The sequence below is a fragment of the Rhodoferax sp. genome (genome assembly GCF_012927445.1).
Taxonomy (GTDB): domain Bacteria; phylum Pseudomonadota; class Gammaproteobacteria; order Burkholderiales; family Burkholderiaceae_C; genus Rhodoferax.
Map to the genome: position 1 here is coordinate 611,728 of NZ_JABBPD010000004.1, position 25,261 is coordinate 636,988.

Annotated in this window: 29 protein-coding genes; 12 read left to right on the forward strand and 17 right to left on the reverse strand. The window is 61.4% G+C overall.

What is annotated here, in order from left to right; translation table 11 throughout:
• Nucleotides 1-289: 289 nt before the first annotated feature.
• Entirely contained in the window at nucleotides 290-1,393 is a 1,104-nt protein-coding gene (locus tag HHJ17_RS08445; protein WP_296505519.1) for an FAD-dependent oxidoreductase, read from the forward strand.
• Between the two features lie 27 nt (nucleotides 1,394-1,420).
• Nucleotides 1,421-2,149, forward strand: coding sequence for a DUF938 domain-containing protein (locus HHJ17_RS08450; RefSeq protein ID WP_296505520.1), 729 nt, complete (start codon nucleotides 1,421-1,423; stop codon nucleotides 2,147-2,149).
• 26 nt (nucleotides 2,150-2,175) lie between these two features.
• On the opposite strand, the gene HHJ17_RS08455 is transcribed toward HHJ17_RS08450, so the two are convergent.
• The 4 genes from HHJ17_RS08455 to egtD form a co-directional block, all read right to left on the reverse strand.
• Nucleotides 2,176-2,577 carry a phage holin family protein gene (locus tag HHJ17_RS08455; protein WP_296505522.1) on the reverse strand — a complete coding sequence of 134 codons (402 nt, stop codon included), beginning with the start codon at nucleotides 2,575-2,577 and terminating at the stop codon, nucleotides 2,176-2,178.
• A 58-nt stretch (nucleotides 2,578-2,635) separates the two neighbouring features.
• Nucleotides 2,636-3,730 (reverse strand): selenide, water dikinase SelD, encoded by a 1,095-nt coding sequence (selD, locus tag HHJ17_RS08460; RefSeq protein WP_296505525.1) that lies wholly within the window; start codon nucleotides 3,728-3,730, stop codon nucleotides 2,636-2,638.
• On the reverse strand, nucleotides 3,727-4,731 hold the full coding sequence (senB, locus tag HHJ17_RS08465; protein ID WP_296505526.1) for a selenoneine biosynthesis selenosugar synthase SenB: 1,005 nt from the start codon (nucleotides 4,729-4,731) through the stop codon (nucleotides 3,727-3,729). The genes selD and senB overlap by 4 nt, the downstream gene beginning before the upstream one ends.
• Before the next feature lie 73 nt (nucleotides 4,732-4,804).
• A complete protein-coding gene (gene egtD, locus HHJ17_RS08470) occupies nucleotides 4,805-5,776 on the reverse strand; it encodes an L-histidine N(alpha)-methyltransferase (protein WP_296501303.1) in 972 nt (323 codons plus the stop codon).
• Between the two features lie 142 nt (nucleotides 5,777-5,918).
• Here egtD and HHJ17_RS08475 point away from each other — a divergent pair, with 142 nt between their 5' ends.
• From HHJ17_RS08475 to rpoH, 5 genes are all read left to right on the forward strand, one after another.
• Nucleotides 5,919-6,791: a putative selenate ABC transporter substrate-binding protein gene (locus HHJ17_RS08475; protein ID WP_296501301.1), complete on the forward strand. Its 873-nt coding sequence runs from the start codon at nucleotides 5,919-5,921 to the stop codon at nucleotides 6,789-6,791.
• A 68-nt stretch (nucleotides 6,792-6,859) separates the two neighbouring features.
• Entirely contained in the window at nucleotides 6,860-7,693 is an 834-nt protein-coding gene (locus HHJ17_RS08480) for an ATP-binding cassette domain-containing protein (protein WP_296501299.1), read from the forward strand.
• Nucleotides 7,694-7,704: 11 nt separating this feature from the next.
• Entirely contained in the window at nucleotides 7,705-8,559 is an 855-nt protein-coding gene (locus tag HHJ17_RS08485) for an ABC transporter permease (RefSeq protein ID WP_296501296.1), read from the forward strand.
• Nucleotides 8,556-9,389 (forward strand): phosphonate ABC transporter, permease protein PhnE, encoded by an 834-nt coding sequence (phnE, locus tag HHJ17_RS08490; protein ID WP_296501294.1) that lies wholly within the window; start codon nucleotides 8,556-8,558, stop codon nucleotides 9,387-9,389. Before HHJ17_RS08485 ends, phnE begins: the two co-directional genes overlap by 4 nt.
• A gap of 180 nt (nucleotides 9,390-9,569) precedes the next feature.
• Nucleotides 9,570-10,511 (forward strand): RNA polymerase sigma factor RpoH, encoded by a 942-nt coding sequence (gene rpoH / locus HHJ17_RS08495; RefSeq protein ID WP_296505528.1) that lies wholly within the window; start codon nucleotides 9,570-9,572, stop codon nucleotides 10,509-10,511.
• An 83-nt stretch (nucleotides 10,512-10,594) separates the two neighbouring features.
• Here rpoH and HHJ17_RS08500 read toward each other — a convergent pair whose 3' ends face one another.
• The 5 genes from HHJ17_RS08500 to HHJ17_RS08520 form a co-directional block, all read right to left on the reverse strand.
• Nucleotides 10,595-11,137 (reverse strand): SCO family protein, encoded by a 543-nt coding sequence (locus HHJ17_RS08500; protein WP_296501290.1) that lies wholly within the window; start codon nucleotides 11,135-11,137, stop codon nucleotides 10,595-10,597.
• A 73-nt stretch (nucleotides 11,138-11,210) separates the two neighbouring features.
• Complete coding sequence (cyoE, locus tag HHJ17_RS08505; protein WP_296501289.1) at nucleotides 11,211-12,107, reverse strand: heme o synthase; 897 nt, start codon at nucleotides 12,105-12,107, stop codon at nucleotides 11,211-11,213.
• Nucleotides 12,104-13,276, reverse strand: a complete 1,173-nt coding sequence (locus HHJ17_RS08510; RefSeq protein WP_296501713.1) for a heme A synthase — start codon at nucleotides 13,274-13,276, stop codon at nucleotides 12,104-12,106. Before HHJ17_RS08510 ends, cyoE begins: the two co-directional genes overlap by 4 nt.
• A 3-nt stretch (nucleotides 13,277-13,279) precedes the next feature.
• Nucleotides 13,280-14,050, reverse strand: coding sequence for a hypothetical protein (locus HHJ17_RS08515; protein ID WP_296505530.1), 771 nt, complete (start codon nucleotides 14,048-14,050; stop codon nucleotides 13,280-13,282).
• Entirely contained in the window at nucleotides 14,001-14,723 is a 723-nt protein-coding gene (locus HHJ17_RS08520) for an SURF1 family protein (protein ID WP_296501283.1), read from the reverse strand. Before HHJ17_RS08520 ends, HHJ17_RS08515 begins: the two co-directional genes overlap by 50 nt.
• Before the next feature lie 15 nt (nucleotides 14,724-14,738).
• On the opposite strand from HHJ17_RS08520, the gene HHJ17_RS08525 reads away from it, so the two are divergent.
• Nucleotides 14,739-14,960 carry a DUF2909 domain-containing protein gene (locus HHJ17_RS08525; protein WP_296501281.1) on the forward strand — a complete coding sequence of 74 codons (222 nt, stop codon included), beginning with the start codon at nucleotides 14,739-14,741 and terminating at the stop codon, nucleotides 14,958-14,960.
• 67 nt (nucleotides 14,961-15,027) lie between these two features.
• Here HHJ17_RS08525 and HHJ17_RS08530 read toward each other — a convergent pair whose 3' ends face one another.
• The 7 genes from HHJ17_RS08530 to HHJ17_RS08560 all read right to left on the reverse strand — a co-directional run bounded on the left by HHJ17_RS08530 (nucleotide 15,028) and on the right by HHJ17_RS08560 (nucleotide 20,958).
• A complete protein-coding gene (locus HHJ17_RS08530) occupies nucleotides 15,028-15,909 on the reverse strand; it encodes a cytochrome c oxidase subunit 3 (RefSeq protein WP_296501278.1) in 882 nt (293 codons plus the stop codon).
• Between the two features lie 55 nt (nucleotides 15,910-15,964).
• A complete protein-coding gene (locus HHJ17_RS08535) occupies nucleotides 15,965-16,186 on the reverse strand; it encodes a DUF2970 domain-containing protein (protein ID WP_296501276.1) in 222 nt (73 codons plus the stop codon).
• Entirely contained in the window at nucleotides 16,183-16,782 is a 600-nt protein-coding gene (locus tag HHJ17_RS08540) for a cytochrome c oxidase assembly protein (RefSeq protein WP_296501273.1), read from the reverse strand. Before HHJ17_RS08540 ends, HHJ17_RS08535 begins: the two co-directional genes overlap by 4 nt.
• Before the next feature lie 3 nt (nucleotides 16,783-16,785).
• Nucleotides 16,786-16,896, reverse strand: a complete 111-nt coding sequence (locus HHJ17_RS08545; RefSeq protein ID WP_296501271.1) for a cytochrome oxidase small assembly protein — start codon at nucleotides 16,894-16,896, stop codon at nucleotides 16,786-16,788.
• Nucleotides 16,897-16,913: 17 nt separating this feature from the next.
• A complete protein-coding gene (gene ctaD / locus HHJ17_RS08550; RefSeq protein WP_296501269.1) occupies nucleotides 16,914-18,536 on the reverse strand; it encodes a cytochrome c oxidase subunit I in 1,623 nt (540 codons plus the stop codon).
• Nucleotides 18,537-18,578: 42 nt separating this feature from the next.
• Complete coding sequence (gene coxB / locus HHJ17_RS08555; protein ID WP_296501712.1) at nucleotides 18,579-19,763, reverse strand: cytochrome c oxidase subunit II; 1,185 nt, start codon at nucleotides 19,761-19,763, stop codon at nucleotides 18,579-18,581.
• A 322-nt stretch (nucleotides 19,764-20,085) separates the two neighbouring features.
• Nucleotides 20,086-20,958 (reverse strand): biotin synthase, encoded by an 873-nt coding sequence (locus tag HHJ17_RS08560; RefSeq protein WP_296505532.1) that lies wholly within the window; start codon nucleotides 20,956-20,958, stop codon nucleotides 20,086-20,088.
• 40 nt (nucleotides 20,959-20,998) lie between these two features.
• On the opposite strand from HHJ17_RS08560, the gene HHJ17_RS08565 reads away from it, so the two are divergent.
• Together HHJ17_RS08565 and trmL are read left to right on the forward strand one after the other, a co-directional pair.
• Nucleotides 20,999-21,694, forward strand: coding sequence for a ComF family protein (locus HHJ17_RS08565; protein ID WP_296501265.1), 696 nt, complete (start codon nucleotides 20,999-21,001; stop codon nucleotides 21,692-21,694).
• Between the two features lie 26 nt (nucleotides 21,695-21,720).
• Nucleotides 21,721-22,209 carry a tRNA (uridine(34)/cytosine(34)/5-carboxymethylaminomethyluridine(34)-2'-O)-methyltransferase TrmL gene (gene trmL, locus HHJ17_RS08570; RefSeq protein WP_296505534.1) on the forward strand — a complete coding sequence of 163 codons (489 nt, stop codon included), beginning with the start codon at nucleotides 21,721-21,723 and terminating at the stop codon, nucleotides 22,207-22,209.
• On the opposite strand, the gene HHJ17_RS08575 is transcribed toward trmL, so the two are convergent.
• A complete protein-coding gene (locus tag HHJ17_RS08575) occupies nucleotides 22,206-22,661 on the reverse strand; it encodes a MaoC family dehydratase (RefSeq protein WP_296505536.1) in 456 nt (151 codons plus the stop codon). The two genes, trmL and HHJ17_RS08575, sit on opposite strands and share 4 nt — an antisense overlap.
• An 84-nt stretch (nucleotides 22,662-22,745) precedes the next feature.
• Here HHJ17_RS08575 and HHJ17_RS08580 point away from each other — a divergent pair, with 84 nt between their 5' ends.
• Together HHJ17_RS08580 and kefC are read left to right on the forward strand one after the other, a co-directional pair.
• The gene (locus HHJ17_RS08580; RefSeq protein ID WP_296505537.1) at nucleotides 22,746-23,402 is read left to right on the forward strand and encodes an NAD(P)H-dependent oxidoreductase; all 657 of its coding nucleotides are present in this window, start codon (nucleotides 22,746-22,748) and stop codon (nucleotides 23,400-23,402) included.
• Between the two features lies 1 nt (nucleotide 23,403).
• The gene (gene kefC / locus HHJ17_RS08585; RefSeq protein WP_296505538.1) at nucleotides 23,404-25,230 is read left to right on the forward strand and encodes a glutathione-regulated potassium-efflux system protein KefC; all 1,827 of its coding nucleotides are present in this window, start codon (nucleotides 23,404-23,406) and stop codon (nucleotides 25,228-25,230) included.
• Nucleotides 25,231-25,261: the final 31 nt, after the last annotated feature.

The following is a 25,261-nucleotide window of genomic DNA, read 5'->3' on the forward strand; positions in this document are numbered from 1 at the left end:
GAGCACAAGGAAACCTAAAAATCAGGTGTTTATGGCATTAAGACCCTGAAGGATTTTCGAGTCCAGCTTGAAATTTACCACGCGAAAAATCAATTTACCTTGATTTCATACAGAGAAAACCACCCCTGGTAACACGCGGGTACAAGGCTTACAACTGAGCGCGGCCCGCCGGCAGCGACAATAATGCAAGGCCCAAAGCCTGGTTTGTCTGAGCCAGTTGCCTTGGTTAACCGCAAGCTGTTTTGTCCTGTCATCTGAATTACCACCTTTTCGTACTGACCTTCCATTCATGAAAAATCTGGTATTGCTAGGCGCTGGCCATGCCCATGTGCACCTGCTGTCCACGCTGGCAAGCCAGCCTTGGCCGGGCGTGCAGATCACCTTGATTGCGCCCTACCCGCGCCTGCTTTATCCGGACCTGGTGCCGGGTTTTGTGGCTGGGCACTACGCCCTGGACAAGTGCGTGATTCCGCTGGAGCCGCTGTTGAAAAACACCGGCATCCGCTGGCTGGCCCAGAGTGCGACGGCCCTCGATGCCAATGCACGCAGCCTGACACTGGACGACGGCAGCACGCTCAATTTTGACTGGCTGTCGGTCAACACCGAGCCGGTGCAAGATCGCCAGCAAATTGAACAACGCCTGCCGGGGGCGCGCGAATACGGCCTGTTTGTTCAGCCAACCGAGGCGTTTGGGGCGCTGTGGCCCCGGGTCACCGAGTTGGCGCAAAGCCGCGCGCTGCGGGTGGCCGTCATCGGCGGCAGTGCGCTGGGCATTGAACTGGCCATGGCCATCCGGCACCGGCTACCGACCTCCTCGGTCACCCTCGTCACGGAAGGGGCCAGCGTGGCCGATCACGACACATCCGCCGTGCAACAGCGGGTGGTCCAGGCCCTGAAACAACGCAACATCACGGTCCTGGCAGATCAGGCCGTGAGCATCCAAGCTGGTGAAGTCTCACTCACCAGCGGCGCCCGCCTGGCCTGCGACATACCGGTGATTGCCTCCGGAGCGCAAGCCCCGGCCTGGCTCACCGGCAGTGGCCTGGCACTGGACGCGCAAGGTTTCATGGCGGTCGACGCCTGCCAGCGCTCCACCAGCCACGCCAACGTCTTTGCCGCCGGCGACATCAGCACGCGGGTCGATCAGCCACTGGCGCACAGTGGCGTCTTCGCCTTGCGGACCGGACCTGCGCTGGCCCAAAATCTGGCGGCGGTCGTCGCCGGCCTGGAACCCCGCCCCCACGCACCGTCCAAATTCACCTTGAATTTGCTGTCCTGCGGCGACGAGGATGCCATCGCCAGCTGGGGCCGCTATTGCGTACAAGGCCATTGGGTGTGGTTGCTGAAAGACTGGATTGACCGCTCGTTCATCCAGCGCTACCGCAGGGACTGAGGCGAGCTGCCTTTTAATAAAATGCCCATGGACCTCCAACCCAAAGCCGGCGATGAAGTGCATGGCCGCACCGCCAACTGGCACAGCCAGTTGGCCCACGGCTCGGCCCAACACAGCCCGGCGGCCGAGCGCAACCAGCAGCCGATCCTGCAGGTCTTGCAGCAGGTGCTGCCCGCGCAGGGAATGGCACTGGAAATCGCCAGTGGCACGGGGCAACATGCGGCGTTTTTCGCGGCGGGCTTGCCGGGTTGGGTCTGGCAACCCAGCGACGCGCAGGCCGATGCCTTTGGCTCGATGGCAGCCTGGTGCGCACAAGCTGGCGTTGCCAACGTCAGCGCGCCGCTGGTGCTTAACGTGCTGGCGCCGCAATGGCCGTCCGAGGGCGCGGCATTCACGCAACCCTTCGATGCTGTTTACTGCGCCAACATGCTGCACATCGCGCCGTGGGCAACCTGTGCCGCGCTGATGCAGGGCGCGGCGCGGCACCTAGCACCGCACGGCAGGCTCATCACCTACGGCCCCTACCTGGAGCACGACGTGCCGACTGCGCCGGGCAACCTGGAATTTGATGCAAGCCTGCGCCAGCGCAACCCGGCCTGGGGCATTCGCCCGCTAGCCGACGTGACGCAGCAGGCGGCGCTCGCCGGCCTGCACTTGAGTGCGCGATTTCAGATGCCGTCCAACAACCTGCTGCTGGTGTTCCAGCGCGTCAGGCCTGCGGGGCAAGCGACTTCTTTGTTGGCGGCTGCAACATAACGATTGAAATTCGGCGCCGCTCGGCCTCAGAGCCACATGCCGCTGTGCGGCATGTGAACGGCATGCGACATGCTGCCGCCAAGCACGAAGGAACCGATCACAAAGCTCAGCACGGCGATGAAAATGCTGGCAAAAAAGGCGGTCCAGAAACTGGACACCGTGAAGCCCTTGACCAGTGACGAGACCAGCAAAATCATCAAGGCATTGATCACCAGCAGAAACAAGCCGAAGGTCAGTAAAGTGAGCGGCAAGGTCAGGATGATCAGCAGCGGCTTGACGATGGCATTCGCAAAGCCCAGCAGCAGGGCGGAGACCACCAGCGAGGCGGTATCGGCGAATTTGATGCCTTGAAAAATCTGGCTGGCCACCCAAAGCGCGAGCGCGGTGATGGCCCAATGCAGAAGAAAAGGCGTCAGGTTGTCCATCATGTCAAAAGCTCTCGTGGGTGCCGGGAAGGGCGATCAAAGAATCATACTGCCCCGTCCCTCAGCGCACTTGCAGCTTCGCTCCGCCCGTCATCGCCGTGATTTCACCGATCTCCGTGGCGGCATCGAACCCATGCTGCTTAAAAATGGCCAGCACCGCGGCCACCGCGTCCGGGGCGCACGACACCAGCAGGCCACCGCTGGTTTGCGGGTCGCTCAGCAGCGCCTGGTCGACCTCGGCAAAGCCGGCAGGCAAGCCGATGTCGTGACCATAGCCAGCCCAGTTGCGACCCGAGGCACCGGTCACATTGCCCTGCAATGCCAGCTCACGCACCCCACCCAGCAAGGGCACGCGGGCCCAGTCCAGCTGCACAGTGCAGCGGGCGCCCCGCGCGATCTCCAGCGCGTGACCGGCCAGACCAAAGCCAGTGACATCGGTCAGGGCATGCACGCCGGCCAGCGCGGCCAGTTCCGGTCCCGGGGTGTTCAATTTGGTGGTGACGGCAATCATTTGCGCGTAGCCAGCGGCATCCAGTTTTTCTTTTTTGAGTGCGGCCGACAGAATGCCAACGCCCAGCGGTTTGCCCAGAATCAGCTTGTCCCCAACCTGGGCATCGGCATTGCGTTTCACGCGGCTGGGGTGCACCAGGCCAAGCGCCACCAGGCCATAAATCGGCTCCACCGAGTCAATGGTGTGGCCGCCGGCAATCGGAATGCCGGCTGCGCGGCAGACCGAGGCGCCGCCTTCGAGGATTTTGGCGATGGTCTCGGTGGAGAGCACGTTGATTGGCATGCCGACCAGCGCCAGCGCGAGAATCGGCTGGCCACCCATGGCATAGACGTCCGAGATGGCATTGGTGGCGGCGATGCGGCCAAAGTCAAACGGGTCGTCCACGATCGGCATGAAGAAATCGGTGGTGGCAATCAGGGCCTGCTCGTCGTTCAGCTTGTAGACCGCGGCGTCGTCCGCCGTCTCGATGCCGACCATCAATTCTTTCGGCATCGGCATGGCGGTGATGCCCTTCAGGATTTCAGACAGCACGCCGGGCGCGATCTTGCAGCCGCAGCCGCCGCCGTGGGACAGGCTGGTGAGGCGCGGTTCAGCCAAGGCGTGGGCCGTGTTGGAAGCGGGGAGTGTTGGAGAGGGTTGGGTCATGTCGTATTCCATTGAAGCGTCAAATTATGGGGTTCTGCCACTCTTGCGGCCAGCAGCGCGGTGACCAGCTGGCGCAACAGGGTTTGCTCGCGCTGCGGTTCAAACAGATAGGCACGCGCCTCACACTGTTGCCGCAACAGGGGTAAAAAATCGGCATCGTCTCGGCAGCGCTGCAACAGCGCGGCCAGGGCGTCATCATCGCCCAAAGCGAAATACCCGGCATAGTCCGGGCCCAACATGCCCACATTGCCGTCAATGCGCGAGGCCAGCACCGGCGTGCCGCTTTGCACCGCTTCCAGAATCACCTGCGCGCCACCTTCCATTTTGCTGGGGTGCACCAGCAGATGGGCGCGCTGGAGATGGCTGCGGGTCTGGGCATGTGGCAAGCCCCCCAGCCAGCGGTAATGCGAATAACAGCTGGCGGCCAGCTGCGCCGCTTGCCCCAAAGCGGGATCGAGTGCCGCGCCAATGTGGTCCAGATAAATGTCGGGGCGGATGGCCAGGCGGGCCGCGGCGCGCAGATAGGTCAAGGGGGCTTTTTCATCGCGCAAGTGGCCCACCATCAGCGCCCGCAGATGCCGATCGGTCTTGTTGAGCGTGGCACGCCGTGGCGCCGACTGGAAAATGACCTGGGCTTTGTGTCGAAGCGCTTGCGGCAAGGCCTGTGGCCCGCGCTCCTGCAGCAACACCAGCTGCGCGGCCAACTGCAAGGCGCGCTGGGCTGACAGGTCGGTTTGAATGTCCCGGTACAGGTCGGTGCCGGTCAGCACCACGGCCAACTGCGCCGCGCCTTTGGCCTGGGCCCAGGCCAGCGCCGCGTCCGCTGATTTGCGCGCGTGCAGCGCCAGCATCACGTCGGCGGCCTCGCCCTGCCACTGGCTGGCAATGGTGGTGCGAAACAGCGGGTGCAGCAGGCGCGACCAGCGCCAGGCGGTTTGCCAGTTGCCGTTGTTGGCCTCGGCCAGCGCCGGGCTGATGATCAGGACATGCGGTCGTTTCATAAACAAAACAGGGCTCTAGCCCCCGTCCCTGCTGCGCAATTAGCTATTGATTCAGTAGCACGCATCATCCCTCTCAGTCGTGCGCCAGAAACACGGCAAACCAGTCCCGGGCATCGCGCCATTGCGTCACCTGCGAAAAACCGGCCTCGCGCAACAGGGCTTCAAACTGCGGCGGCGTGTATTTGTAGGAGTTCTCGGTGTGAATGCGCTCGCCTGCGGCAAAGTGGCGCTGCGCCCCGGGCCAGTGCACCATCAGCGCCTGCACCGCCTCCAGGTGCATCTCGATGCGGGCGACCTCGGCGTTGTAGCAGGCCCGGTGCCGCCACTGTGCCACCTCAAAATCGCTGCCCAGCAGCCGGTTGATGTGCAGCAGCATGTTGCGGTTAAAGGCGGCGGTCACGCCCAGCGCGTCGTCGTAGGCCGGCTCCAGCAGCGTGATCGGTTTCAGCAAATCCACCCCAATCAGCAGACCGCCAGCCGGGGCGGCCTGGCGCGCCTGGCGCAGGAACAGCAAGGCGTCGGCCGGCGAGAAGTTGCCGATGCTTGAGCCCGGGTAGAACAGCAGGCGCTGACCCTCGCCCGCTTCCGGCGGCAGCGCCAGTTGCGACGAGAAGTCCAGCCCGACGCCCAGCATGTCCAGCCCGGGGTACTGGCGCTGCAGCGCTGCCAGCGCGCCGCGCAAAAACGCCACCGAAATATCCACCGCCACATAGCTCGCCGGGCGCAGCACGTCAAACAAACGTGCCGCTTTTTCACAGTTGCCGGCGCCCAGGTCCACCAAGGTCAGGCCTTGCGGCAGCAGTGCTGCCATGTCGGCGCCATGCTGGGCAAAGATGGCGGCTTCGGTGCGGGTCGGGTAGTACTCGGGCAGCTCGGTAATGGCTTCAAACAGGCGTGAGCCGAGCGCGTCGTACAGGTACTTCGGATGGGTGAAGGCCGCGTGGGCCAGCAAACCACGTGCCAGCTCGGCACGCACGGCGGCATCGTCGTCCTGATGCAGCTGGACAAACCGGGGAACACGCACGCGAGCGGAAGTGGGGGTCATGGGCGATAACTTTCTTCAATCCTGGCGATCAATTAAAGCCTTATTGACAGCCATGCAACCGGAATCGCCGGCCTTGCGAGCCAGCTCAAAGGAGAAGTTTCGAGTCTAATCGGAGATTCCAAAAACGTTAACGGAGTCCCTTATGGCCAGCCTTTCCTCTTCTTCTACCCGCACCCTGAAAGCCCTGCTGGCCAGCGCCGTTTTGGCCGTCAGTGGCCTGGGACACGCAGAACCGGTGTTCAAAGTCACGGCCATTCCCGACGAATCACCGACCGAACTGGCACGCAAAGCGGTACCGCTGGTGAAGTACCTGGAGAAAAAGCTCGGTATGAAGGTGGAGTTCACCCCGGTCTCTGACTACGCGGCGGCGGTGGAAGCGCTGGTCAACAAGCAGGTGGACATGGCTTGGTACGGCGGCTTCACCTTTGTGCAGGCCAATGTCCGCTCCGGCGGCAAAGTCATACCGCTGGTGCAGCGCGAAGAAGATGAAAAATTCAAATCCGTCTTCATCAGTGGCGACCCGAGCATCAAGACGCTGGCCGATCTGAAAGGCAAAACCGTGAGCTTTGGCTCGCAGTCCAGCACCTCGGGCCACCTGATGCCGCGCAGCGTTTTGCTGCAGGCCAACATTGACCCCGACAAAGACTTCAAACGCGTGGCTTACTCCGGTGCACACGACGCCACCATCGCCGCCGTGGCCGCGGGCAAAGTCGATGCCGGCGCCCTCAATATCTCGGTCTGGGAAAAATTCGTGGCCGACAAAAAGGTCGACACCAACAAGGTCAAAGTGATTTTCACCACCCCGGCTTACTTTGATTACAACTGGACCGTGCACGCCGACATGCCGGTAGCGCTGCGCGAAAAGCTCACCAAGGCCTTTCTCGACCTGAACAAAAACACACCGGAAGGCAAGGAAATCCTGGAGCTGCAGCGCGCCACCAAGTTCGTCCCGACCAAGGCCGACAACTACAAGGGCATCGAAGCCGCCGCCCGCAGCGCGGGTTTGATCAAGTAATTGCCATCCGCTACTTAATTCATAGCTATATACGCCCTATAGACGGGGGCTAGAGGCCTATTTAACTCATGAAAATATTGCTGGAGAACTGCACCGGGTGCCACCCGGCCGCTCGGGCCAATGCCCCGGCGGCGCTGCGCGGCCTGAACCTGACGGTGGCCAGTGGCGAGCAGTTGGCCGTCATCGGCCCCTCCGGCGCCGGCAAAACCACCCTGCTGCACCTGCTGGCCTGTGCGCTGAAACCGGTCAGCGGCACGCTGCAACTGGACGGGCGCAACCCCTGGCAGTTGTCGCGCACTGCGTTGCAGCGGCTGCGCGGCGAGCTGTTTCTGGCGCCGCAGGTGCCGCCGCTCCCGGCACGGCAGCGCGTGGTCACCGCCGTGCTGGCCGGGCGGCTGCCGCACGAAAGCCTGTGGGCCAGCGTGCGCAGCCTGTTTTACCCGACCGACATCGCGCTGGCCGAACGGGCGCTGGCGCGTTTTGACGTCAGTGACAAACTGTTCGAGCGGGTCGACCGCCTCTCCGGCGGCGAGCGCCAGCGCGTCGGCCTGGCCCGCGCCTTGGCGACGCAGGCCCAACTCTTTTTAGTGGACGAACCGCTGTCGGCGCTGGACCCCACCCGGTCACAGCAAGCCATCGAGTCGCTCACCCAAGCGGCCCGCGAACGCGGTGCCACGCTGGTGGCGACGATGCACCATGTGGAAATGGCATTGCGGCATTTCCCCCGCATCATCGGGCTACGCGACGGTGAACTGGCCTTTGACCTGCCCGCTACGCAAGTGACGCCGGAGCGGCTGCAGCAGTTGTACGCGCAGCATCTGGACGAACTGAGCCAAACCACGCCCACCGAGCAGCAAGACGCCCCGGTGGCCGCCCCGCCCGTGGCGATGAATTGTCGGTAGCGCGGCCGGCCATGCTGTTCCCCGCCAAGCGCCCGCTGCCCGGCAGCCCCCCACCCGCCTTGCGCGACCCGGCCTGGAGCGGCCGCATCTTCTGGACTCTGGCCACGCTGGCGCTGCTGTGGCCGATGCTGGTGCTGACCGAGTTCAAGCCCTGGCTGCTGCTGGAGCCCGACGCCCTTACGCCGGCGCTGCGCTTTCTGGCTGATTTTGTGCCGCCCAAGCTGGACGGCGACTTTCTGGCGATGGTGGCGCGCGAAACCTGGCGCACCGTGGCGATTGCCACCGCCGGCCTGACGCTGGCCCTGCTGCTGGCGGTGCCGCTGGCGCTGCTCTCGGCGCGGGTGCTGTCGATCTCGGCGCTCACCGGCCGCATGGCCTTGTTGCCGGCGGTCGTGCGGCAACTGGTGCGCTGGCTGCTGATCGTGCTGCGCAGCGTGCCCGAGCTGATCTGGGCGCTGGTCTTTGTGCGGGTGGTCGGGCTGGGCCCGACCGCCGGCGTGCTGGCCATTGCGCTCACTTTTGGCGGCATGCTGGGCAAGGTCTATGCCGAAATTCTGGACAGCGGCGAGACGCATGGCACCACCAGCTTGCTGCGCAACGGCTCGGGCCGGCTGCAGGCCTTTTTGTATGCGCTGCTGCCGCAAAACGCCGCCGAGCTCACCAGCTACACCGTGTACCGCTGGGAATGCGCCATCCGCTCCTCGGCCGTGCTCGGCTTTGTCGGCGCCGGCGGCTTGGGCCAGCAAATGGACGCGTCCATGAAGATGTTCAACGGCTCGGAGGTGGCCACCATGCTGCTGGTGTTCATGGCGCTGGTCTGGCTGGCGGACAAAATCAGCGCCTGGTTGCGCAAGGGATTGGCATGACGGTTGACACCCAAACGGCGGCGAACGAGGTCTACAAACTGCCGCCCAAGCTGTTTGACGCCCGCTGCAAAGCCTGCTGGTTCGTGGCCGCCGTGTTGCTGCTGGTGGGCTTAAGTTTTGGGACGCTCGACCTGCAGTGGGCGCAATTTCTGTCGGCGCAGGCGTTTTCCAAAATGGGCAAGTTCCTGGGTGAACTGCTGCCGCCGGAAACCAGCCCGGTGTTCTTGAGAAAGCTGCTGGCCGCCGCGCTCGAAACACTGGCCATGTCGGCGCTGGGCACGCTGCTGGCGGTGCTGCTCGGCTTGGCGCTGGCCCTGCCCGCCAGCAAGACGTATGACGGCGACCCGGCGCGCTGGCGCAGTCTGACCCGGCTGCTGCTGAACGCCTTGCGCAGCGTGCCGGAGCTGATCTGGGCCACCTTGCTGCTGATTGCCGCCGGCCTGGGGCCGTTTGCCGGCACGCTGGCGCTGGCTTTGCACACGGCGGGGGTGTTGGGCCGCCTGTTCGCCGAGGCCATCGAGAATGCACCGCCCGGCCCTGCCTTTGCCCTGCGCGTGCGCGGCGTCCCGAGCAGCCGCGTGTTTTTGTACGCCACCTTGCCGCAGGTGCTGCCGCAACTGCTGAGCTACACCCTGTACCGCTGGGAAAACAACATCCGCGCCGCCGCCGTGCTGGGGGTGGTGGGCGCTGGCGGGCTGGGCCAGATGCTGGCGTTCCACATGGGGCTGTTCCAGATGGGAGAAACCAGCAGCATCCTGATCGCGATGCTGTTTTTGGTGGCGCTGGTGGATGCGCTGAGTTTTGCCAGTCGCCGCTGGCTGGCCAGTTAGTGAGTTCTAGCCACCCGCAGGCTGGCTGACAGCCCCAACGGGCGTGAACGCTTACGCCCCGATTGACAAAAAGCAAAGATAAGTTCCCGATAAAACGCTATAAGCCCCATTGAACTTTTGAATTGGCACTCGATCAGACAGAGTGCTAATATAAAAGCTATGACAACAAGGAGTTCAGGTATGGCTTATCAAACTGGAGTTTCAGGCGCTGCGCTGGCAGTTGCCAACCCGTGGTCGATGGTGCCCCCGTTGGGTAATCTGGATGCTTACATCTCGGCGTCCAACCGTTTACCCATGCTCACGCTCGAACAAGAGCAGGAGTTCTCGCGCAAGTTCCGGCAAGACAATGATCTGGAAGCGGCGGGCAAGCTGGTGCTGTCGCACCTGCGGTTGGTGGTGTCGGTGTCGCGTCAGTACCTGGGCTACGGTCTGCCGCACGGTGATTTGATTCAGGAAGGCAATGTTGGCCTGATGAAGGCGGTCAAACGCTTTGACCCCGATCAGGGCGTGCGTCTGGTGAGCTATGCGCTGCACTGGATCAAGGCCGAGATTCACGAGTACATCCTGAAGAACTGGCGCATGGTCAAGGTGGCGACCACCAAAGCCCAGCGCAAGCTGTTCTTTAACCTGCGCTCCATGAAGCAGCGTTACAAGTCGGATGATGCCGCGGCCGATGCCGGCACGCACCGCGAAACCCTGAACGAAGAGCAAATCGAGGCGATGGCAGCGCAGCTCAAGGTCAAGCGGGAAGAAGTGATTGAGATGGAAACCCGGCTTTCCGGCGGCGATGTGCTGCTGGACCCCAGTCCGTCGGATGATGGTGAAGATGCCTATGGTCCGATTTCCTACCTGACCGATGCCAAGCACGAGCCCATCGCCATGATCGAGGCCCGGGAGCGCGACGCCCTCGCCAGCGATGGCATCGCCAGTGCGCTGGAAGCGCTGGACGAGCGCAGCCGCCGCATCGTGGAAGAGCGCTGGCTCAAGGTGAATGACGACAATTCGGGCGGCATGACGCTGCACGAATTGGCGGCCGTGTATGGCGTGAGCGCCGAGCGCATTCGCCAGATTGAGGTGGCGGCCATGAAGAAGATGAAAAAGACACTGGTCGAATACGCCTAACGTCCTGCGTCTGACGCAGCAGGCCCCTGACGCTTACCAAGCTCAGGGGCTTTTTTTATGCCGCCGGCGATGCATGCCGGCGTTTAAGAGTTTTTCAGCAGCAGCTTGATGTCAGCCGCCAGGGCCGGGGCGCCGGAGCCGTAGCGGGTGAATAAACGCAATTTACCCTGCGTGTCATACACGTAGCTACCGGCCGAATGGTCCATGGTGTAGCTGGTGGGCGTCTTGCCATCCACTTTTTTGTAATACACCTTGTAGTCTTTGGCGAGCGCTTCGAGTTTTTCGGGCGTGGTGTAGAGCGCCAAAAAGGTGGGGTCAAAATTGGCCATGTAGGCTTTGAGCACTTCGGGCGTGTCGCGCTGGGGGTCGATCGAGACAAACAGACCCTGCAGGCGCTCGCCATCCTTGCCGAGCAGCTTTTTCACCTCGGCCAGCTCGGCCATGGAGGTCGGGCAAACATCCGGGCATTGCGTGTAGCCAAAGAACATCACCACCACTTTGCCGGCAAAGTCCTTGATGCTGCGGGGCTGGCCATTGTGGTCGGTCAAAGCAAAATCACGGGCGTAATCGGCGCCGGTGATGTCAATGGCGGAAAACGTCGGCTTCGGCTCGGAGCAGGCAGTCATACTGGCTGCAGCCACCGTCAAACAAGCGTATCCAGCTATTAATTTAAGAGCACTTCGTTTTTTCATGCAATGATCATAGTACATAGTGGTCCACCAGCAAGGCGGCAAACAGCACGCTCAGGTGGATGAGAGAGAAGCGAAAAGTCTTGCGCGCCAACGCATCCGAGTAGTTGCGCCAAAGCCAAAAAGCATACAGACAAAACCCAAAACTCAAGCCCAGCGCGGCGATGAGATAGATCCAGGAACTCATGCCGAAGATGTAGGGCATCAGGCAGGCGGCAAACAGAATAAAGGTGTACAGCAGCACCATCAACCGGGTGAACTCGTTGCCGTGCGTCACTGGCAGCATCGGCAGGCCGGCTTTGCGATAGTCTTCCACGCGGTACAGCGCCAGCGCCCAGAAGTGCGGCGGCGTCCACAGGAAAATGATCAGGAACAAAATGAAAGCTTCCGGCCCGACATTCCCGGCCATGGCGGCCCAGCCCAGCACCGGTGGCATGGCGCCGGAGGCGCCGCCAATCACGATGTTTTGCGGTGTCAGCGGTTTCAAAATCACGGTGTAGACCACCGCATAGCCGACAAAAGTGGCAAAGGTCAACCACATGGTCAGCGGATTGACCCAGACATACAGCAGCGTGGAGCCCGCAATGCACAACACAGCCGAAAACAGCAGGGTTTGCTTGTCGTCCAGTTCGCCTTTGGCCGTGGGGCGCCAGGCGGTACGCTTCATCTTGGCGTCGATGCCTTTTTCGACAATGCAATTGAAGGCGGCCGCCGCCCCCGCCACCAGCCAGATGCCCAGGCAGGCCAGCAGCGCCAATCGGACTTCGGCCCAGGTGGGCACACCCGGCACGGCCAGCACCATGCCAATCAGGGCGCAAAACACGATCAGTTGAACCACGCGCGGCTTGGTCAAGGCATAGAACTGCCTGAATACGGAAACTTGAAGCGTTAAGGAATTGGCACTCATGCGGGGTGTCTCGATAGGGATGGGTCCAAGGCAATCGACGCCTTGGCAGAGGGGCTCGTCTGGCTCGCGGCGACGGCCCAGGTCAGGACGACGACCAGTGCGCCGGCCCCGCCGGTATGCAGCACGGCGGCCACCAGGGGCCAGTCCAGCACCACGTTGCTTAAGCCGGTGATCAATTGCAGGCTGACAAGGGCCGCCAGCCAGCGGGACGGGCGGCGCAGCGCCGGCACGCGGTTCAGGCGCCAGGCCAGCACGCCGAGCAAGGTCAGCACGATGACCGCCATGATGCGGTGAACATAGTGAATGGCGGTCAACGCGGCAAAGCTGATGGGCTCGCCCGCCGCAGTCAAACCCAATTCGCGCCAGAGCGCAAAGCCCTGCTGGAAGTTCATCGTTGGCCACCAACTGTTCTGGCACATCGGAAAGTCGGAGCACGCCAGCACGGCGTAATTGGTGCTGACCCAGCCCCCCAGCGCGACTTGCACGACCAGCAACGCAAAGGACAATCCCAGCAACCAGCGCAAACCCGGGCCAACAAGGACGGGCAGCACGCCACCCTCCCCTTGCGCAGAGCGCACCACTTGCACGCACAGCAGCGCCAGCAACACCAGCCCGCCCAGCAAATGCAGCGTGACGATGGCGGGGAAAAGTTTCATGGTGACGGTGAGCGCGCCAAAAGCGCCCTGCAGGCACACCCACAGCAGGGTGAGCGTGGGCCACCACGGATTGATCGGGTGAACGTGTGCCTTTCGTCCCCGCCAGCCCAGCCAACTCGCCACGGCCAGCACCAGAATCAACACACCGACACTGGTCGCCAGATAGCGATGGACCATCTCAACCCAGGCCTTGCCGTGCGTCACAGGTCCGGTGGGCATGGCGCTTTGGGCCGCGGCGATATGGACATTGGCACCCAGCGGGCTGGCATGGCCATAACAGCCCGGCCAGTCGGGACAACCCAGCCCCGAGTCGGTCAACCGGGTAAAGGCGCCAAACAGGACCAGATCAAAGGTCAAAAACAGGGTCAGCAGCGTGAGCGCCTGGATCCGTCGCAGGGGCGTGGCGCGCCGATTGCGAAACCACACCCACGCCAACGGTCCGGCGGCCAGCAGCGCCCCCACGAACATCATGCGTGCCAGCGGCGACAGATCGTAAAGTTCTTGCACCGTCAGGTCCTACTGCACAGCCAATTTTCCGGCTTCACGCCCGGCCTGATCCCAGCCGGCCGACGCGCGCATCAAACGCTCCAGATCCCGCTTGGCCTTGGCGGCGCTGGAAAGATCCAGATTCGCCGGGAAGCGCATCATCCAGTTGCCCATCGGGTCCACCACGTACAGATGCTCGGCGAGTTGCTGACCAGCGGTCGGCGCCAGCCAGGCGGACAGCCCGGCCGGGGACACGCGCAGCACCGTGGCCTCTTTCAGGGCGGGCAACAGTTTGTCGGGCACCGCGGCGTCATCGGGAATCAGCCAGACCCAGTCCATCCGGTCTTTGTCCTTGCCCAAGCCCTCGCGCATCTGGCGCTGCAGATACAAATGGTGGCTGCAGATGTCATCGCAAGCGCCGCCGGCCACGCTGATCAACAGCCACTGGCCTTTCAGCGCCTGGAGCGTGCTGCGCTGCCCGCTCAGACTCGCAGTGGCGAGGTCGGGCAAGGGACGCTGCGGATCGATCAGTTCGCCGAAATTGCGACGCCCTTCCGGTCGCACCACGTAATAGGTGAAATACGAGGCCACCACCGGCGCGGCACAGACCAAAAATACCGCCAGCATCTTCCAGCGGCCACTGACCTTGCGCCGGGCCTGCGCGTCCATCACACGTTCAGGCGACGGCATGGAGTGAACCGTCAACCCCAGGTGCTGATCGACACGGCTGGCGTGCGGACGGGAAGAAGCGTCAGGCGCGTCGGAAGGAGAAGAATCGTCTAACAATTTGGAACCAGACATAAAGAATTGCGATCAGCGCACTCAGTGCAAACCATTGAAAAGCATAACCATAGTGAGTGGCCACGCCGGTGGCTACTTGCGGCCATTCCCGCAGCAAACCTTCACTCGCGGCACCCATCTGTTGCACCGATACCGGCAGCAGCGGCACCCCCAACTCGGCACTGAAACGGGTCATATCGAGATTTTGCCGGATACGGCCCATCTCCGGGCCGCCAAGCTCGTATAACTTGGACGGTGGCGGGACAATGCGGCCCTGAATTTCGACCACTCCCGACGGCGTGTCAATCCTGGGCAGACTGGTGCGATCGATGAAATTTCGGGCCACCCAGCCGCGCTGCACCAGCACCACGGCAGGACTGCCTTCCAGCTGCAGCGGCGTCACCACATACAAGCCCGGCTTGCTGTTCATTTGGCGGTTGTCCAGAAATACCGTGTGCGCTGCCAGCCAGTGCCCCCGCAGCGTCACCCGGCGCTGCAACTCAGCCGCCTGACCAGCCCGCAAGATCAATGCGGATCCGTCCAGTGGGGACAAGGTGGCTTGTGCGCCGATACTGGCCTGCAAGGCTTCTTTCTGGGCCGCACGCGACAACTGCCAGCGCCCCAATGCCAATGTGGAAGCCACCGCCAGCACGGTGCCCAAGGTGATCAGCCAGAACTTCCAGCGCAAACTCACGAGATAATCCAGTCCATGAAATACTTAGTCATTCTTGCATTTGTCGGCATCATCGGCAGTCTAGGCACCGCGCTGTTTTTCATGATGAAGAGCAATGCCAAAGGAAAATCCAGAAGCCAAAAAATGGCGCTGGCACTGGCCCTGCGGGTGGGCATTTCAATTCTGCTTTTTGCCAGCATCCTGGTGGCCTGGAAACTGGGCTACATCCACCCGACCGGTATTGCATCCGGACAGTAAGCAAAACGCCCCAACAACAATCAAAAAGGCACCGCGCAGGGTGCCTTTTTCAGGTCAGTGCCGCAGACTACAGCCAATAGACCAGCACGTAAAGTCCAAGCCACACCACGTCAACAAAGTGCCAGTACCAGGCGGCGCCTTCAAAGCCGAAATGACGCTCAGCGGTAAAGTGACCTTTTTGCAGTCGCAAGGTAATGAACAGCAGCATCAACATGCCCACGAACACGTGGAAGCCATGGAAACCGGTCAGCATGTAAAAGGTTGAGCCATACACGCCCGATGTCAGCTTCAGATTGAGCTCATGGTAGGCGTGAAAGTATTCATAACCCTGCACAAACAGGAACACGATACCCAACAGAACCGTCATCCACATGAAGCCAATCGTCTTCGTCCGGTTGCCCGCAATCAACGCGTGATGCGCAATGGTCAGGGTCACACCGGAGCTCAACAGCAAGGCGGTATTGATGGTGGGCAACCAGAACGGCGTCATGGTCAAGAAGGGTTCCACGATGCCGGCGGGCGAGCCGGTCACGCCAGCCGCCAGGCTGGGCCAAACGGCCTTGAAATCAGGCCAGAGCAAGGCATTTTCCACACTGCCCAGCGCCGGGATGGAATGGCCGCGGGCCCACCACAAGGCCGTGAAAAACGCGCCGAAGAACATCACTTCCGAGAAGATGAACCAGCTCATGCTCCAGCGGAAGGACAAGTCGACCTTGTGGCCGTACTGGCCGCCTTCGCTCTCACGAACCGCCTCACTGAACCACTGAAACAGCACGCCCAGAAACCACACCATGCCGAAGGCCAGCGAATACTTGCCCCAGTCAGCGCCGTTAACCCATTGACTTGCGCCAAGGATCACAAAAAACAGTCCCAAGGCCGCCATCGCCGGATGCCGTGACGGGCTGGGTACAAAGTAGTACGGGGTTACGCCGCTTGTTGTTGAACTCATTTCAGCTCCATTCCTTCCGGTTCTCTTCACTATTTTTCAGGTGCAGGGCGGTGCCTTATTTGGCAACCACCCAATTCACCAACACTATCAAACCAACTACAAAAATGACAGCCCCGGCAATCCCCACCAGAATGATGTGAAACGGGTTAACGCGGGCCATGTCTTCCTGCGATTCGCTACTTTTTCGAATTCCAAAAAACGACCAGCTCACCAACTTGATGCTGCGCCAGAAGGACGTGGTGGGTACCGCATCTTTGTTCTTGCCGCTCTCGCTCATGAGCCTGCTCCGATCAGTCCATGCGCACCGGCGTCAGCCACGGGTGCGGCAGGTGTTTTGCCACCCACTTCAAAGAACGTGTAGGACAGGGTGATCGTCTTCACGTCCTTGGACAGCTTGGGATCAATCACAAAAACCACCGGCCAGGACTTCTTTTCACCCGGCTCCAGCGTGTACTGGTTAAAACAAAAACACTCCAGCTTGTTGAAGTGGGCACCGGCCTGCTGCGGCGCATAGCTCGGGATCGCCTGCGCCGACATGCGCCGGTTCTGCACATTCTGAAACTCGTACATCACCGTCGCCAACTCGCCCGGATGAACCTGCAGCGAACGCTTCGCCGGCTTGAACTCCCAGGGACCGCGGGCGTTGGCATCAAACTCCACCGTGATGGTGCGACTGGTGTCCACCTGGGTATTGGCGGGCATGTCCGGCGTGGCGCCGGGAATATTCCGGTCACCCAGGGCCAGAATATTGATGCCTGTCAGCTCACAAATAGACTTGTAAATCGGCACCAGCGCGTAACCGAAGGCAAACATACCAGCCGCGACAACGACCAGTTTGCGGACCATCCGAAAATTTTCGCGCTTCAGCGTCATGACCTAGTGGCTTTCCAGGTACATCTTGGCAAAAAAACCGACGAAGAACACCACGGCCACCGAGGCCAGGATCAGTCCGGTTTTCAAATTGGCTTTCTTTTGTTCTGGGGTCATGATCTAGGCGCCCAGTCTTAAGCGATGATTTTGGTCGCGGTCACGTCCAGCTTGGGCGGCGTCTCAAAGGTATGGAAAGGTGCGGGGGAAGGAATCTCCCACTCCAGGCCTTCAGAACCTTCCCATGGCTTTTGCGGTGCTTTTTCGCCTTTGCCGCGCATCGTGGGCAACACGATGAAGAGGAAGAAGTAAACCTGGGCAAAACCAAAGAAGAAGGCGCCTACCGATGCGATGGCATTGAAGTCGGCAAACTGCATCGGGTAATCGGCATAGCGGCGTGGCATACCGGCCAAGCCCAAAAAGTGCATCGGGAAGAAGGTCACGTTGAACGAAATCAGCGACCACCAGAAATGGATCTTGCCGCGTGTTTCGTTGTACATCACACCGGTCCACTTCGGGCTCCAGTAGTAATAGCCGGCAAACAAGGCATACAGCGATCCGGCCACCAGCACATAGTGGAAGTGCGCGACCACGTAGTAGGTGTCGTGAATCTGGATGTCAATCGGTGCCATGGCCAGAATCAGGCCGGTGAAGCCGCCCAAGGTGAACACAAAGATAAAACCGACCGCGAACAACATCGGCGTCTCGAACGTCATGGAGCCCTGCCACATGGTGGCCACCCAGTTGAAGATTTTCACGGCGGTCGGCACGGCAATCAGCATCGTGGCGTACATGAAAAACAACTGGCCAGTCACGGGCATGCCGGACGTGAACATGTGGTGCGCCCACACGATGAACGACAGAATGGCAATACTGGAAGTGGCATACACCATGGAGGCGTAACCGAACAAGCGTTTACGGGCGAAGGCCGGCACGATCTGGCTGATGATGCCGAAGGCCGGCAAAATCATGATGTAGACCTCAGGGTGACCGAAGAACCAGAAAATGTGCTGGTACATCACCGGGTCACCGCCACCTGCGGGGTTGAAGAAGCTGGTGCCGAAATGGCGATCGGTCAAGGTCATGGTGATGGCACCGGCCAGCACTGGCATCACTGCAATCAGCAGGTAAGCCGTGATCAGCCAAGTCCAGCAGAACATCGGCATTTTCATCAAGGTCATGCCGGGTGCGCGCATGTTCAGGATGGTGACGATGATATTGATCGAACCCATGATGCTGGAGGCGCCCAAAATGTGCAGCGCAAAAATACCGGTGTCCATGGAGGGACCCATTTGCAGCGTGAGCGGCGCATACAGCGTCCAGCCCGCAGCAGGGGCACCACCCGGCATGAAGAAGGAAGTGGCAAGCAACAGGCCGGCCGGAATCATCAGCCAGAAGCTGAAGTTATTCATGCGCGCAAAGGCCATGTCGGAGGCGCCGATTTGCAGCGGAATCATCCAGTTGGCAAAGCCGACAAAGGCCGGCATGATGGCGCCGAACACCATGATGAGTCCGTGCATCGTGGTGAGCTGATTGAACAATTCGGGGTTGATGAACTGCAAGCCCGGCTGAAACAGCTCAGCACGAATGATCAGGGCCAAGATGCCGCCAATCATCAACATGGTGAAGCTGAACAACAAATACAAAGTCCCAATGTCTTTGTGATTGGTCGCAAACACCCAGCGACGCCAGCCGGCCGGCGCATGGCCGTGGTGATCGTCATGAACGGGGTGGGCGGGGTGGTCTAGAACGGCACTCATTCAGATTTCCTTAACTATTCTTGTATTCGAGCTACGGGTCGCTTACTTGCGTGCCGCAGTGACGTCAGCCGGCTGAACCAGTTGCCCCGTCTTGTTGGACCAGTTGTTTTTGGTGTAAGTCATGACCGCGGCGATGTCCGTGTCACTGAGTTGCTTCCAGGCCGGCATGCCCAGATTGACTCGACCATTCAGCAGCACCGCCAGCTGCACACCCTTGTCCGCATCCAGCACCACGGCTGAGCCATCCAGCGGCTTGATGGGGCCGGCACCTTTGCCATTGGCCTGGTGGCAGGCCACACAGTTGGCGGCATACACTTTGGCGCCACGCTGGGTGATCTCTTCGGCCGTCCAGACCTTGGTCGGATCGTCCAATTTAGCAGCCAGCTTGACCTTCTCGGCTCCCACCCATTTGGAGTAGTCCTCGGCAGATACCACTTTCACGTGAATCGGCATGTAGGAGTGCTCTTTGCCGCAGAGCTGGGCGCATTGACCATAAAAATCGCCAATTTGCTCAGCCCGGAACCAGGTATCGCGCACAAAGCCCGGAATCGCTGCCTGCTGAACGCCGAAGGCTGGCACCATCCAGGCATGAATCACGTCATTGGCCGTGGTGATGATGCGGATTTTTTTATTGACCGGCACCACCAGTGGATGGTCCACCTTCAGCAGGTAATCGTTCACCACCTCGCCCGCCTTGGGGCCACCGTTATCGGACATGGCGCGCTGCGCGCTGTCCAGCGCCGAGATGAAGCCAATGCCCTCGCCTTCGCCCTTGAGATAGTCGTAACCCCATTTCCATTGCATGCCGGTCGCCTTGATGGTGAGGTCTGCGCTGGTGGTGTCTTTCATCGCCACCACCACTTTGGTGGCAGGTAGCGCCATCAAAATCACAATGACAAAAGGAACAATGGTCCAGATGATTTCCACCGTCACCGACTCATGGAAATTGGCCGGCTTGTGCCCCACCGACTTGCGGTGCTTCCAGATGGAATAAAACATGACCGCAAAGACGGCAATGAACACCACGGTACAAATAATCAGCATGAACCAGTGCAGCCAAGCCTGGTCTTCAGCAACCTTGGTCACCGCCGGGTGCAAATTGAGCTGGTTAACCGCCGGTCCACCGGGCAAATCACTGACGGCATGCGCTGCGGTGAAAGCTGCGGTACCTGCCCAGGCGCTTGCGGCCTGCAGCGTGCCAGTCAATTTATTGAAAATGCTTTTCATCATGTTCACTTGTTCTTTGCCTCAAATTAACTCAATCTGATCCTGCACGCGATGCATTTTTTGTTCGCCTAAAAGGCAAATTTGCGCAGGCTCCACCGCATCCGGGCCATCCAACAAACCACCGGCGACCAGCACCGGCAATTCAGCCCAAGCAAACGACAGAACCAGCACCCCGTGCTAACCCTCGTAGACAAAACTCACAGTGAGAAGTACAACTAGCCCCACTGAGCCCGTGATCCAGGCAACCGAATTTTCGAGATTGTAGCCCAGGCTTCTTCACTGCCAATTTGCCTGTCAAGCCTTTTTATCAAGGATTTCCGGATTAACTTTTGCGCTGGCTCAATGTTTCACGCATTTGTTCAAGTGAAAGCACCGTTTCAGGGCGCATGTCGAGGCGAGGCTTCGGCTTGAAGGCGTGACCATAGATAACTTCGAAAGTCAGATGCAGGGGGATGCCGCTCAGCGCCTGATGCAATTGATCGCGCCATTGCCGTCCGCGCAGACCGGCAAAACGTTGCGGCTGCAAATTGCGACCCAAGCCGCGCAACTCTTCCAGCAGCCGCTGCGGAGTCTCAAAAGTCAGGGTGATGCGCTCCATGTCCATCACAGGCTCGGCAAAACCGGCCCCCGCCAACATGTCGCCCCAATCGTGCATGTCGGTGAACTCATGCGAGGGTGCCGGCCAGCCCAAGGCTTGGTACAGCCCGCGCAACTCTTTCAAGGTATCGGGGCCCAGACAGGAAAACATGACAAAACCATCCACCGCCAGGGCGCGATGCCACTGCGCTATCAAGGCTTGGGGATCAGCCGCCATGTGCAGGGCCATGTTGGCCCACAGCATTTGAACGGCGCCATTGGCAGGCGTTTCAAAACGCGTCGGCTTAGCCGTCCAGCGGGCGGGATTCCACCAGGATGTGGTTATCGTTTTGGCGGCGTACGCGGCGCGGGCCGCCTGGGTTTCCGTGACAAAACAGCCGGCGTCGGGATAACGGCGGGACAACAGCCCATGCGCCTGCAGGCCGCCGCGCACCGGCTCCCAATGCGCCCAGTTCTTGGGTTGCAGTTTGATCCACTCAAGCCGCTCCTCCATGCGCCGGGCCACCTCCTCATGCAGCCAGGGAGACGGACCTGCTGGCATTTTTTGCCAGCGCTGGGCGGCTTGGGGGTCGATGGTGGGGGGGCGCTGAGTGGACATGATGTAGGGCGTAAAGTAGTCGCAAGAGTATATTGATTCGATGTTTCTCAAGTTGATCAAACGGGGGGTTGATGCACTGCCAAGCCAGTGCCTGGTGTGCCATGCCTGGCCGACCGAGTCCGTGTGCGAGGCGTGTGTGAATCAATTCGCCCAGCCTCAGAGTCGCTGCCAGACCTGTGCGCTGACGGTGCCCGCGGGCATCAGGCACTGCGGCGCCTGCCTCAAAACGGCGCCGCCACTGGACGCCTGCCTGGCGGCCGTGTCCTATGCTTTTCCGTGGTCGGACTTGATCGTGGGCTACAAGTTTCACAACCATCCGGGGCGGGCCAGTGCCTTTGCCGTCTTGTTGCGCAGCACGCCGTGGGCGGAGCCGGCACTGGAGGCGGCCGATGTCGTTGTGCCCATGCCGCTGTCCAGCGCCCGATTGCAAACGCGCGGCTTCAACCAGGCGCTGGTACTGGCCAGGCAGCTCGCACCGGACAAAACCGACAGCCGCCTGCTGCTGCGCATCAAGGACACGCCCGCGCAAAGCTCGCTCAAGCGCGCCGAGCGGCTGGACAGCGTGAAGGATGCATTTGCCGTGGAGCCTTTGTTGTCAGCCTCGCTCAAAGGGGCACGACTGGTCCTGGTGGACGATGTCATGACCAGCGGCGCCTCGCTCTTTGCGGCCGCGCGAACGCTGCGGGCGGCGGGCGCGGCGCACATCACGGGCCTGGTGATCGCGCGCACCGAGTAATGCCCCCACGCTGCGACAATCGGGCCATGTTTCATATCGTCCTTGTCGAACCCGAAATCCCGCCCAACACCGGCAACGTCATCCGTCTGTCGGCCAACACCGGCTGCACCCTGCATCTGATCGAGCCACTCGGCTTTTCCATGGACGACAAGCACATGCGCCGCGCCGGCCTGGACTACCACGAGTACGCCAAGCTCAAGCGCCATGCCAGCTGGCAGGCTTTTCTGGACACCGAACAGCCGGCACGGGAGCGCCTGTTCGCCCTGACCACCCGCGGCACACGCAACCCGTATCAGGTGGCGTTCCAGCCCGGCGACTGGCTGGTGTTTGGCTCCGAGACCAAGGGCTTGTCCGACGCCGTGCGGCAAACGTTTGCGCCGACCCAAGGCCTGAAGCTGCCGATGATTGAAGGTCAGCGCAGCCTGAATTTATCCAATGCCGTCGCCGTCACGGTGTTTGAAGCGTGGCGCCAAAACGGGTTTGGATCGACCACAACGACACCCGGAACAATCTAGGGGTAATGCCGAACCAGTGACTCGGCCACGCACACGGGCTTCGACAGTCCATCGCGCTCGATCGCTACTTGCCACGTCATTTGAACGCCCCCGTTGTCAATCGGCGCACTGGCGAGCAGCGTCAGGCGGCCGCGCAGCCGGCTGCCGACCGGCACCGGCGCCATGAAGCGCACTTTGTTCAGCCCGTAATTCACCCCCAGGCGCGCTTCCACAATGTGCAGGGACGACTCCAAAAACTGCGGAATCAACGCCAGCGTCAAAAAGCCGTGCGCGATCGTGCCGCCGAACGGCCCCGCTTTGGCTTTCTCAACATCGACATGAATCCACTGGTGGTCGCCGGTGGCGTCGGCAAACTGGTTCACCTGCGCCTGCGTGATGGTGAGCCAGTCGCTCAGCGCAATTTCCTGGCCGACCAGGCCGGCCAGTTCCGCAAGGGTTTGAAAAGTTTTCATGACGCCACTGTAGCGACGCGCGTGCCAGCGGCTTGTCCGTTGAGCGACAAACCGGCTGCCTGAGACTTGCGCTATCTTCAAGGTATGGACGAACACCTGCGCACACCCCCAGACGGACCTATTCCGGCACCCCCGGTTGCCGGTCAGGGCATTTACCTCCTCGCCGCCCACCCCAACTTGCGCGAATCCCGCGTTAACCGGCGCCTGTTGGACGCGGCCCGCAACGTCGCCCGGGTCGACACCAACGACTTGTATGCCCGCTACCCGGACTACTTTATTGACGTTGCAGCCGAGCAGGCGCGCTTGGCGGCGGCGCAGCTGATTGTGTTGCTGCACCCGATTCACTGGTATTCCATGCCGGCCCTGCAAAAGCTCTGGCTGGACGAGGTTCTGACTTATGGCTGGGCCTATGGCGTGGGTGGCGACGCCCTGCGCGGCAAAGACCTGTGGCTGGTGGCTACCACTGGCGGCCCGTCGGACTCCTACCACCCGCAAGGCTACAACCGCTATTTTTTCGATGCCTTTTTGCCGCCCTACGCGCAAACGGCGGCCCTGTGCGGCATGCGTTTTTTGCCACCGCTGCTGCTGCACGGCGCCCGCAGCGCCTCCGAGCCGGAAGTGACGCAGCATGTCGAGCGCTTCCGGCAGCGCCTGCAAAGCTACCCGCGCTGGCCCGAGATGGACGAACTGGGCAACTGCCCCGCCTGCGACGTGCCGCTGGCTGACCGACCCAGGGACTGACATGGAAAACATCCCGACCTGGCTGACCAACAGCTTCATCTACCTGAGCGCGGCCGTCATCGCCGTGCCCTTGAGCCAGGCGCTGGGCCTCGGTTCCATCATCGGTTACCTGGTGGCAGGCATCGCCATCGGCCCGTGGGGCCTGGGACTGGTGACCAATGTGGAAGACATCCTGCACTTTGCCGAATTCGGCGTCGTGCTGATGCTGTTTCTGGTCGGGCTGGAGCTGGAGCCCAAACGCCTGTGGAGCCTGCGCCGTCCGATTTTTGGCTGGGGCAGCGCGCAGGTACTGGGCTGCGCCCTGCTGCTGACCGGGGTCGCCCTCGCGTTGGGCGTGAGCTGGCGGGTGGCGCTGGTGGCCGGCCTGGGGCTGGCCTTGTCCAGCACCGCGATTGCGCTGCAGGTCATCAGCGAGCGCAACCTGCGCCCCACCAGCAGCGGGCAGGCGGCGTTTTCGATTCTGTTGTTCCAGGACGTGGCCGCCATCCCGATCCTGGCGCTGCTGCCGCTGTTGGCCCATGTTTCAGCATCAAATGAGGCGCTAGCCACCGTCAATATTGCGGAAGAAGCTCTCAAAATAATAGCAGTTATCGCCGGCATCGTGCTCGGCGGCCGGCTGCTGATGCGCCCGCTGTTTGGCTGGATCGCCCGCTCGCGGACGCCCGAAATTTTTACCGCCACCGCCTTGCTGCTGGTGGTGGGCATTGCCGGCCTGATGCAGCTGGTCGGCCTGTCCATGGCCTTGGGGGCCTTTCTGGCCGGTGTGCTGCTGGCCGAAAGCGAGTACCGGCGCGAGTTGGAAACCGACATTGAACCGTTCAAGGGCCTGCTGCTGGGCCTGTTCTTCATCGCCGTCGGCATGAGCATTGACTTTGACGTGCTGCGCCAGTCGCCGGGGCTGATGGCGCTGGTCGTGCTGAGCTTTCTGGCCGTCAAGAGCGTGGTGATTTACACGCTGGCGCGGCTCATGAAGCTGCCGTTTCAGGAGCGGCCCACCTTCACGCTGCTGCTGACGCAAGGCGGTGAGTTCGCCTTTGTGGTGTTTCAGGCCGCCGCCGGTAGCCATGTGCTGCCGAGCCAAACCGCCTCGCTGCTGATCGGCGCCGTGGCGGTGTCGATGCTGGTGAGCCCGCTGATTCTGGTGGGCATCGACAAGCTCTTATTGCCGCGCTACGCCCAGCGCGGCAAGGTCAAGATGGACGAAATTTCCGAGCCGCAGGAGGCGCCAGTGCTGATTGCCGGCTTTGGCCGTTATGGGCAAATCGTGGCCCGCGTGATGCTGGCGCAGGGCATCCCCTGTACCGTGCTGGAGCATGACGCCGAGATGATCGAGGCGGTGCGCAGCTTCGGTTACCGCGTGTTTTATGGTGATGCGACCCGGCTCGACCTGCTGCGCACCGCCGGGGCCGCCAACGCCCGCATTCTGGTGGTGGCGGTGGACGACATGGCTCAATCGCTGGCGATTGTGGACCTGGTGCAGGCGCATTTTCCCCAGCTGCAGATCGTGGCGCGGGCCCGCGATGTCACGCACTGGAACAAGCTGCGCGACCGTGGCGTGATGCGGGTCGAACGCGAACTGTTCGAGTCCAGCCTGCGCAGTGCGCGCAGCGTGCTGGAGCTGCTCGGGCACGGCGCCTTTGAGGCGCGCCAGACCGCCATGCGCTTTCGTCAACACAACCTGCAACTGTTTGAAAAAATGCATCCGCACTATCAGGACCGCGCCAAGTTCATCGCCGTGGTCAAACAGGGGCGCCAGCAGCTGGAAGCGCAAATGGCGCAGGAGCGCGCCGAACGCGCCGAACAGCGGCCGCCCGGCTGGGACACCTGAGCCAGTACCGAGCGGCGCCAAACAAGCACAC

What these genes read in the sequence shown, in the direction of transcription:
- HHJ17_RS08445 (WP_296505519.1), top strand. Translation starts at nt 290, where the DNA reads ATGAAAAATCTGGTATTGCTAGGCGCTGGCCATGCCCATGTGCACCTG.
- HHJ17_RS08450 (WP_296505520.1), top strand. Translation starts at nt 1,421, where the DNA reads ATGGACCTCCAACCCAAAGCCGGCGATGAAGTGCATGGCCGCACCGCC.
- HHJ17_RS08455 (WP_296505522.1), bottom strand. Translation starts at nt 2,577, where the DNA reads ATGATGGACAACCTGACGCCTTTTCTTCTGCATTGGGCCATCACCGCG.
- selD (WP_296505525.1), bottom strand. Translation starts at nt 3,730, where the DNA reads ATGACCCAACCCTCTCCAACACTCCCCGCTTCCAACACGGCCCACGCC.
- senB (WP_296505526.1), bottom strand. Translation starts at nt 4,731, where the DNA reads ATGAAACGACCGCATGTCCTGATCATCAGCCCGGCGCTGGCCGAGGCC.
- egtD (WP_296501303.1), bottom strand. Translation starts at nt 5,776, where the DNA reads ATGACCCCCACTTCCGCTCGCGTGCGTGTTCCCCGGTTTGTCCAGCTG.
- HHJ17_RS08475 (WP_296501301.1), top strand. Translation starts at nt 5,919, where the DNA reads ATGGCCAGCCTTTCCTCTTCTTCTACCCGCACCCTGAAAGCCCTGCTG.
- HHJ17_RS08480 (WP_296501299.1), top strand. Translation starts at nt 6,860, where the DNA reads ATGAAAATATTGCTGGAGAACTGCACCGGGTGCCACCCGGCCGCTCGG.
- HHJ17_RS08485 (WP_296501296.1), top strand. Translation starts at nt 7,705, where the DNA reads ATGCTGTTCCCCGCCAAGCGCCCGCTGCCCGGCAGCCCCCCACCCGCC.
- phnE (WP_296501294.1), top strand. Translation starts at nt 8,556, where the DNA reads ATGACGGTTGACACCCAAACGGCGGCGAACGAGGTCTACAAACTGCCG.
- rpoH (WP_296505528.1), top strand. Translation starts at nt 9,570, where the DNA reads ATGGCTTATCAAACTGGAGTTTCAGGCGCTGCGCTGGCAGTTGCCAAC.
- HHJ17_RS08500 (WP_296501290.1), bottom strand. Translation starts at nt 11,137, where the DNA reads ATGACTGCCTGCTCCGAGCCGAAGCCGACGTTTTCCGCCATTGACATC.
- cyoE (WP_296501289.1), bottom strand. Translation starts at nt 12,107, where the DNA reads ATGAGTGCCAATTCCTTAACGCTTCAAGTTTCCGTATTCAGGCAGTTC.
- HHJ17_RS08515 (WP_296505530.1), bottom strand. Translation starts at nt 14,050, where the DNA reads ATGTCTGGTTCCAAATTGTTAGACGATTCTTCTCCTTCCGACGCGCCT.
- HHJ17_RS08525 (WP_296501281.1), top strand. Translation starts at nt 14,739, where the DNA reads ATGAAATACTTAGTCATTCTTGCATTTGTCGGCATCATCGGCAGTCTA.
- HHJ17_RS08530 (WP_296501278.1), bottom strand. Translation starts at nt 15,909, where the DNA reads ATGAGTTCAACAACAAGCGGCGTAACCCCGTACTACTTTGTACCCAGC.
- HHJ17_RS08535 (WP_296501276.1), bottom strand. Translation starts at nt 16,186, where the DNA reads ATGAGCGAGAGCGGCAAGAACAAAGATGCGGTACCCACCACGTCCTTC.
- HHJ17_RS08540 (WP_296501273.1), bottom strand. Translation starts at nt 16,782, where the DNA reads ATGACGCTGAAGCGCGAAAATTTTCGGATGGTCCGCAAACTGGTCGTT.
- HHJ17_RS08545 (WP_296501271.1), bottom strand. Translation starts at nt 16,896, where the DNA reads ATGACCCCAGAACAAAAGAAAGCCAATTTGAAAACCGGACTGATCCTG.
- ctaD (WP_296501269.1), bottom strand. Translation starts at nt 18,536, where the DNA reads ATGAGTGCCGTTCTAGACCACCCCGCCCACCCCGTTCATGACGATCAC.
- coxB (WP_296501712.1), bottom strand. Translation starts at nt 19,763, where the DNA reads ATGAAAAGCATTTTCAATAAATTGACTGGCACGCTGCAGGCCGCAAGC.
- HHJ17_RS08560 (WP_296505532.1), bottom strand. Translation starts at nt 20,958, where the DNA reads ATGTCCACTCAGCGCCCCCCCACCATCGACCCCCAAGCCGCCCAGCGC.
- HHJ17_RS08565 (WP_296501265.1), top strand. Translation starts at nt 20,999, where the DNA reads ATGTTTCTCAAGTTGATCAAACGGGGGGTTGATGCACTGCCAAGCCAG.
- trmL (WP_296505534.1), top strand. Translation starts at nt 21,721, where the DNA reads ATGTTTCATATCGTCCTTGTCGAACCCGAAATCCCGCCCAACACCGGC.
- HHJ17_RS08575 (WP_296505536.1), bottom strand. Translation starts at nt 22,661, where the DNA reads ATGAAAACTTTTCAAACCCTTGCGGAACTGGCCGGCCTGGTCGGCCAG.
- HHJ17_RS08580 (WP_296505537.1), top strand. Translation starts at nt 22,746, where the DNA reads ATGGACGAACACCTGCGCACACCCCCAGACGGACCTATTCCGGCACCC.
- kefC (WP_296505538.1), top strand. Translation starts at nt 23,404, where the DNA reads ATGGAAAACATCCCGACCTGGCTGACCAACAGCTTCATCTACCTGAGC.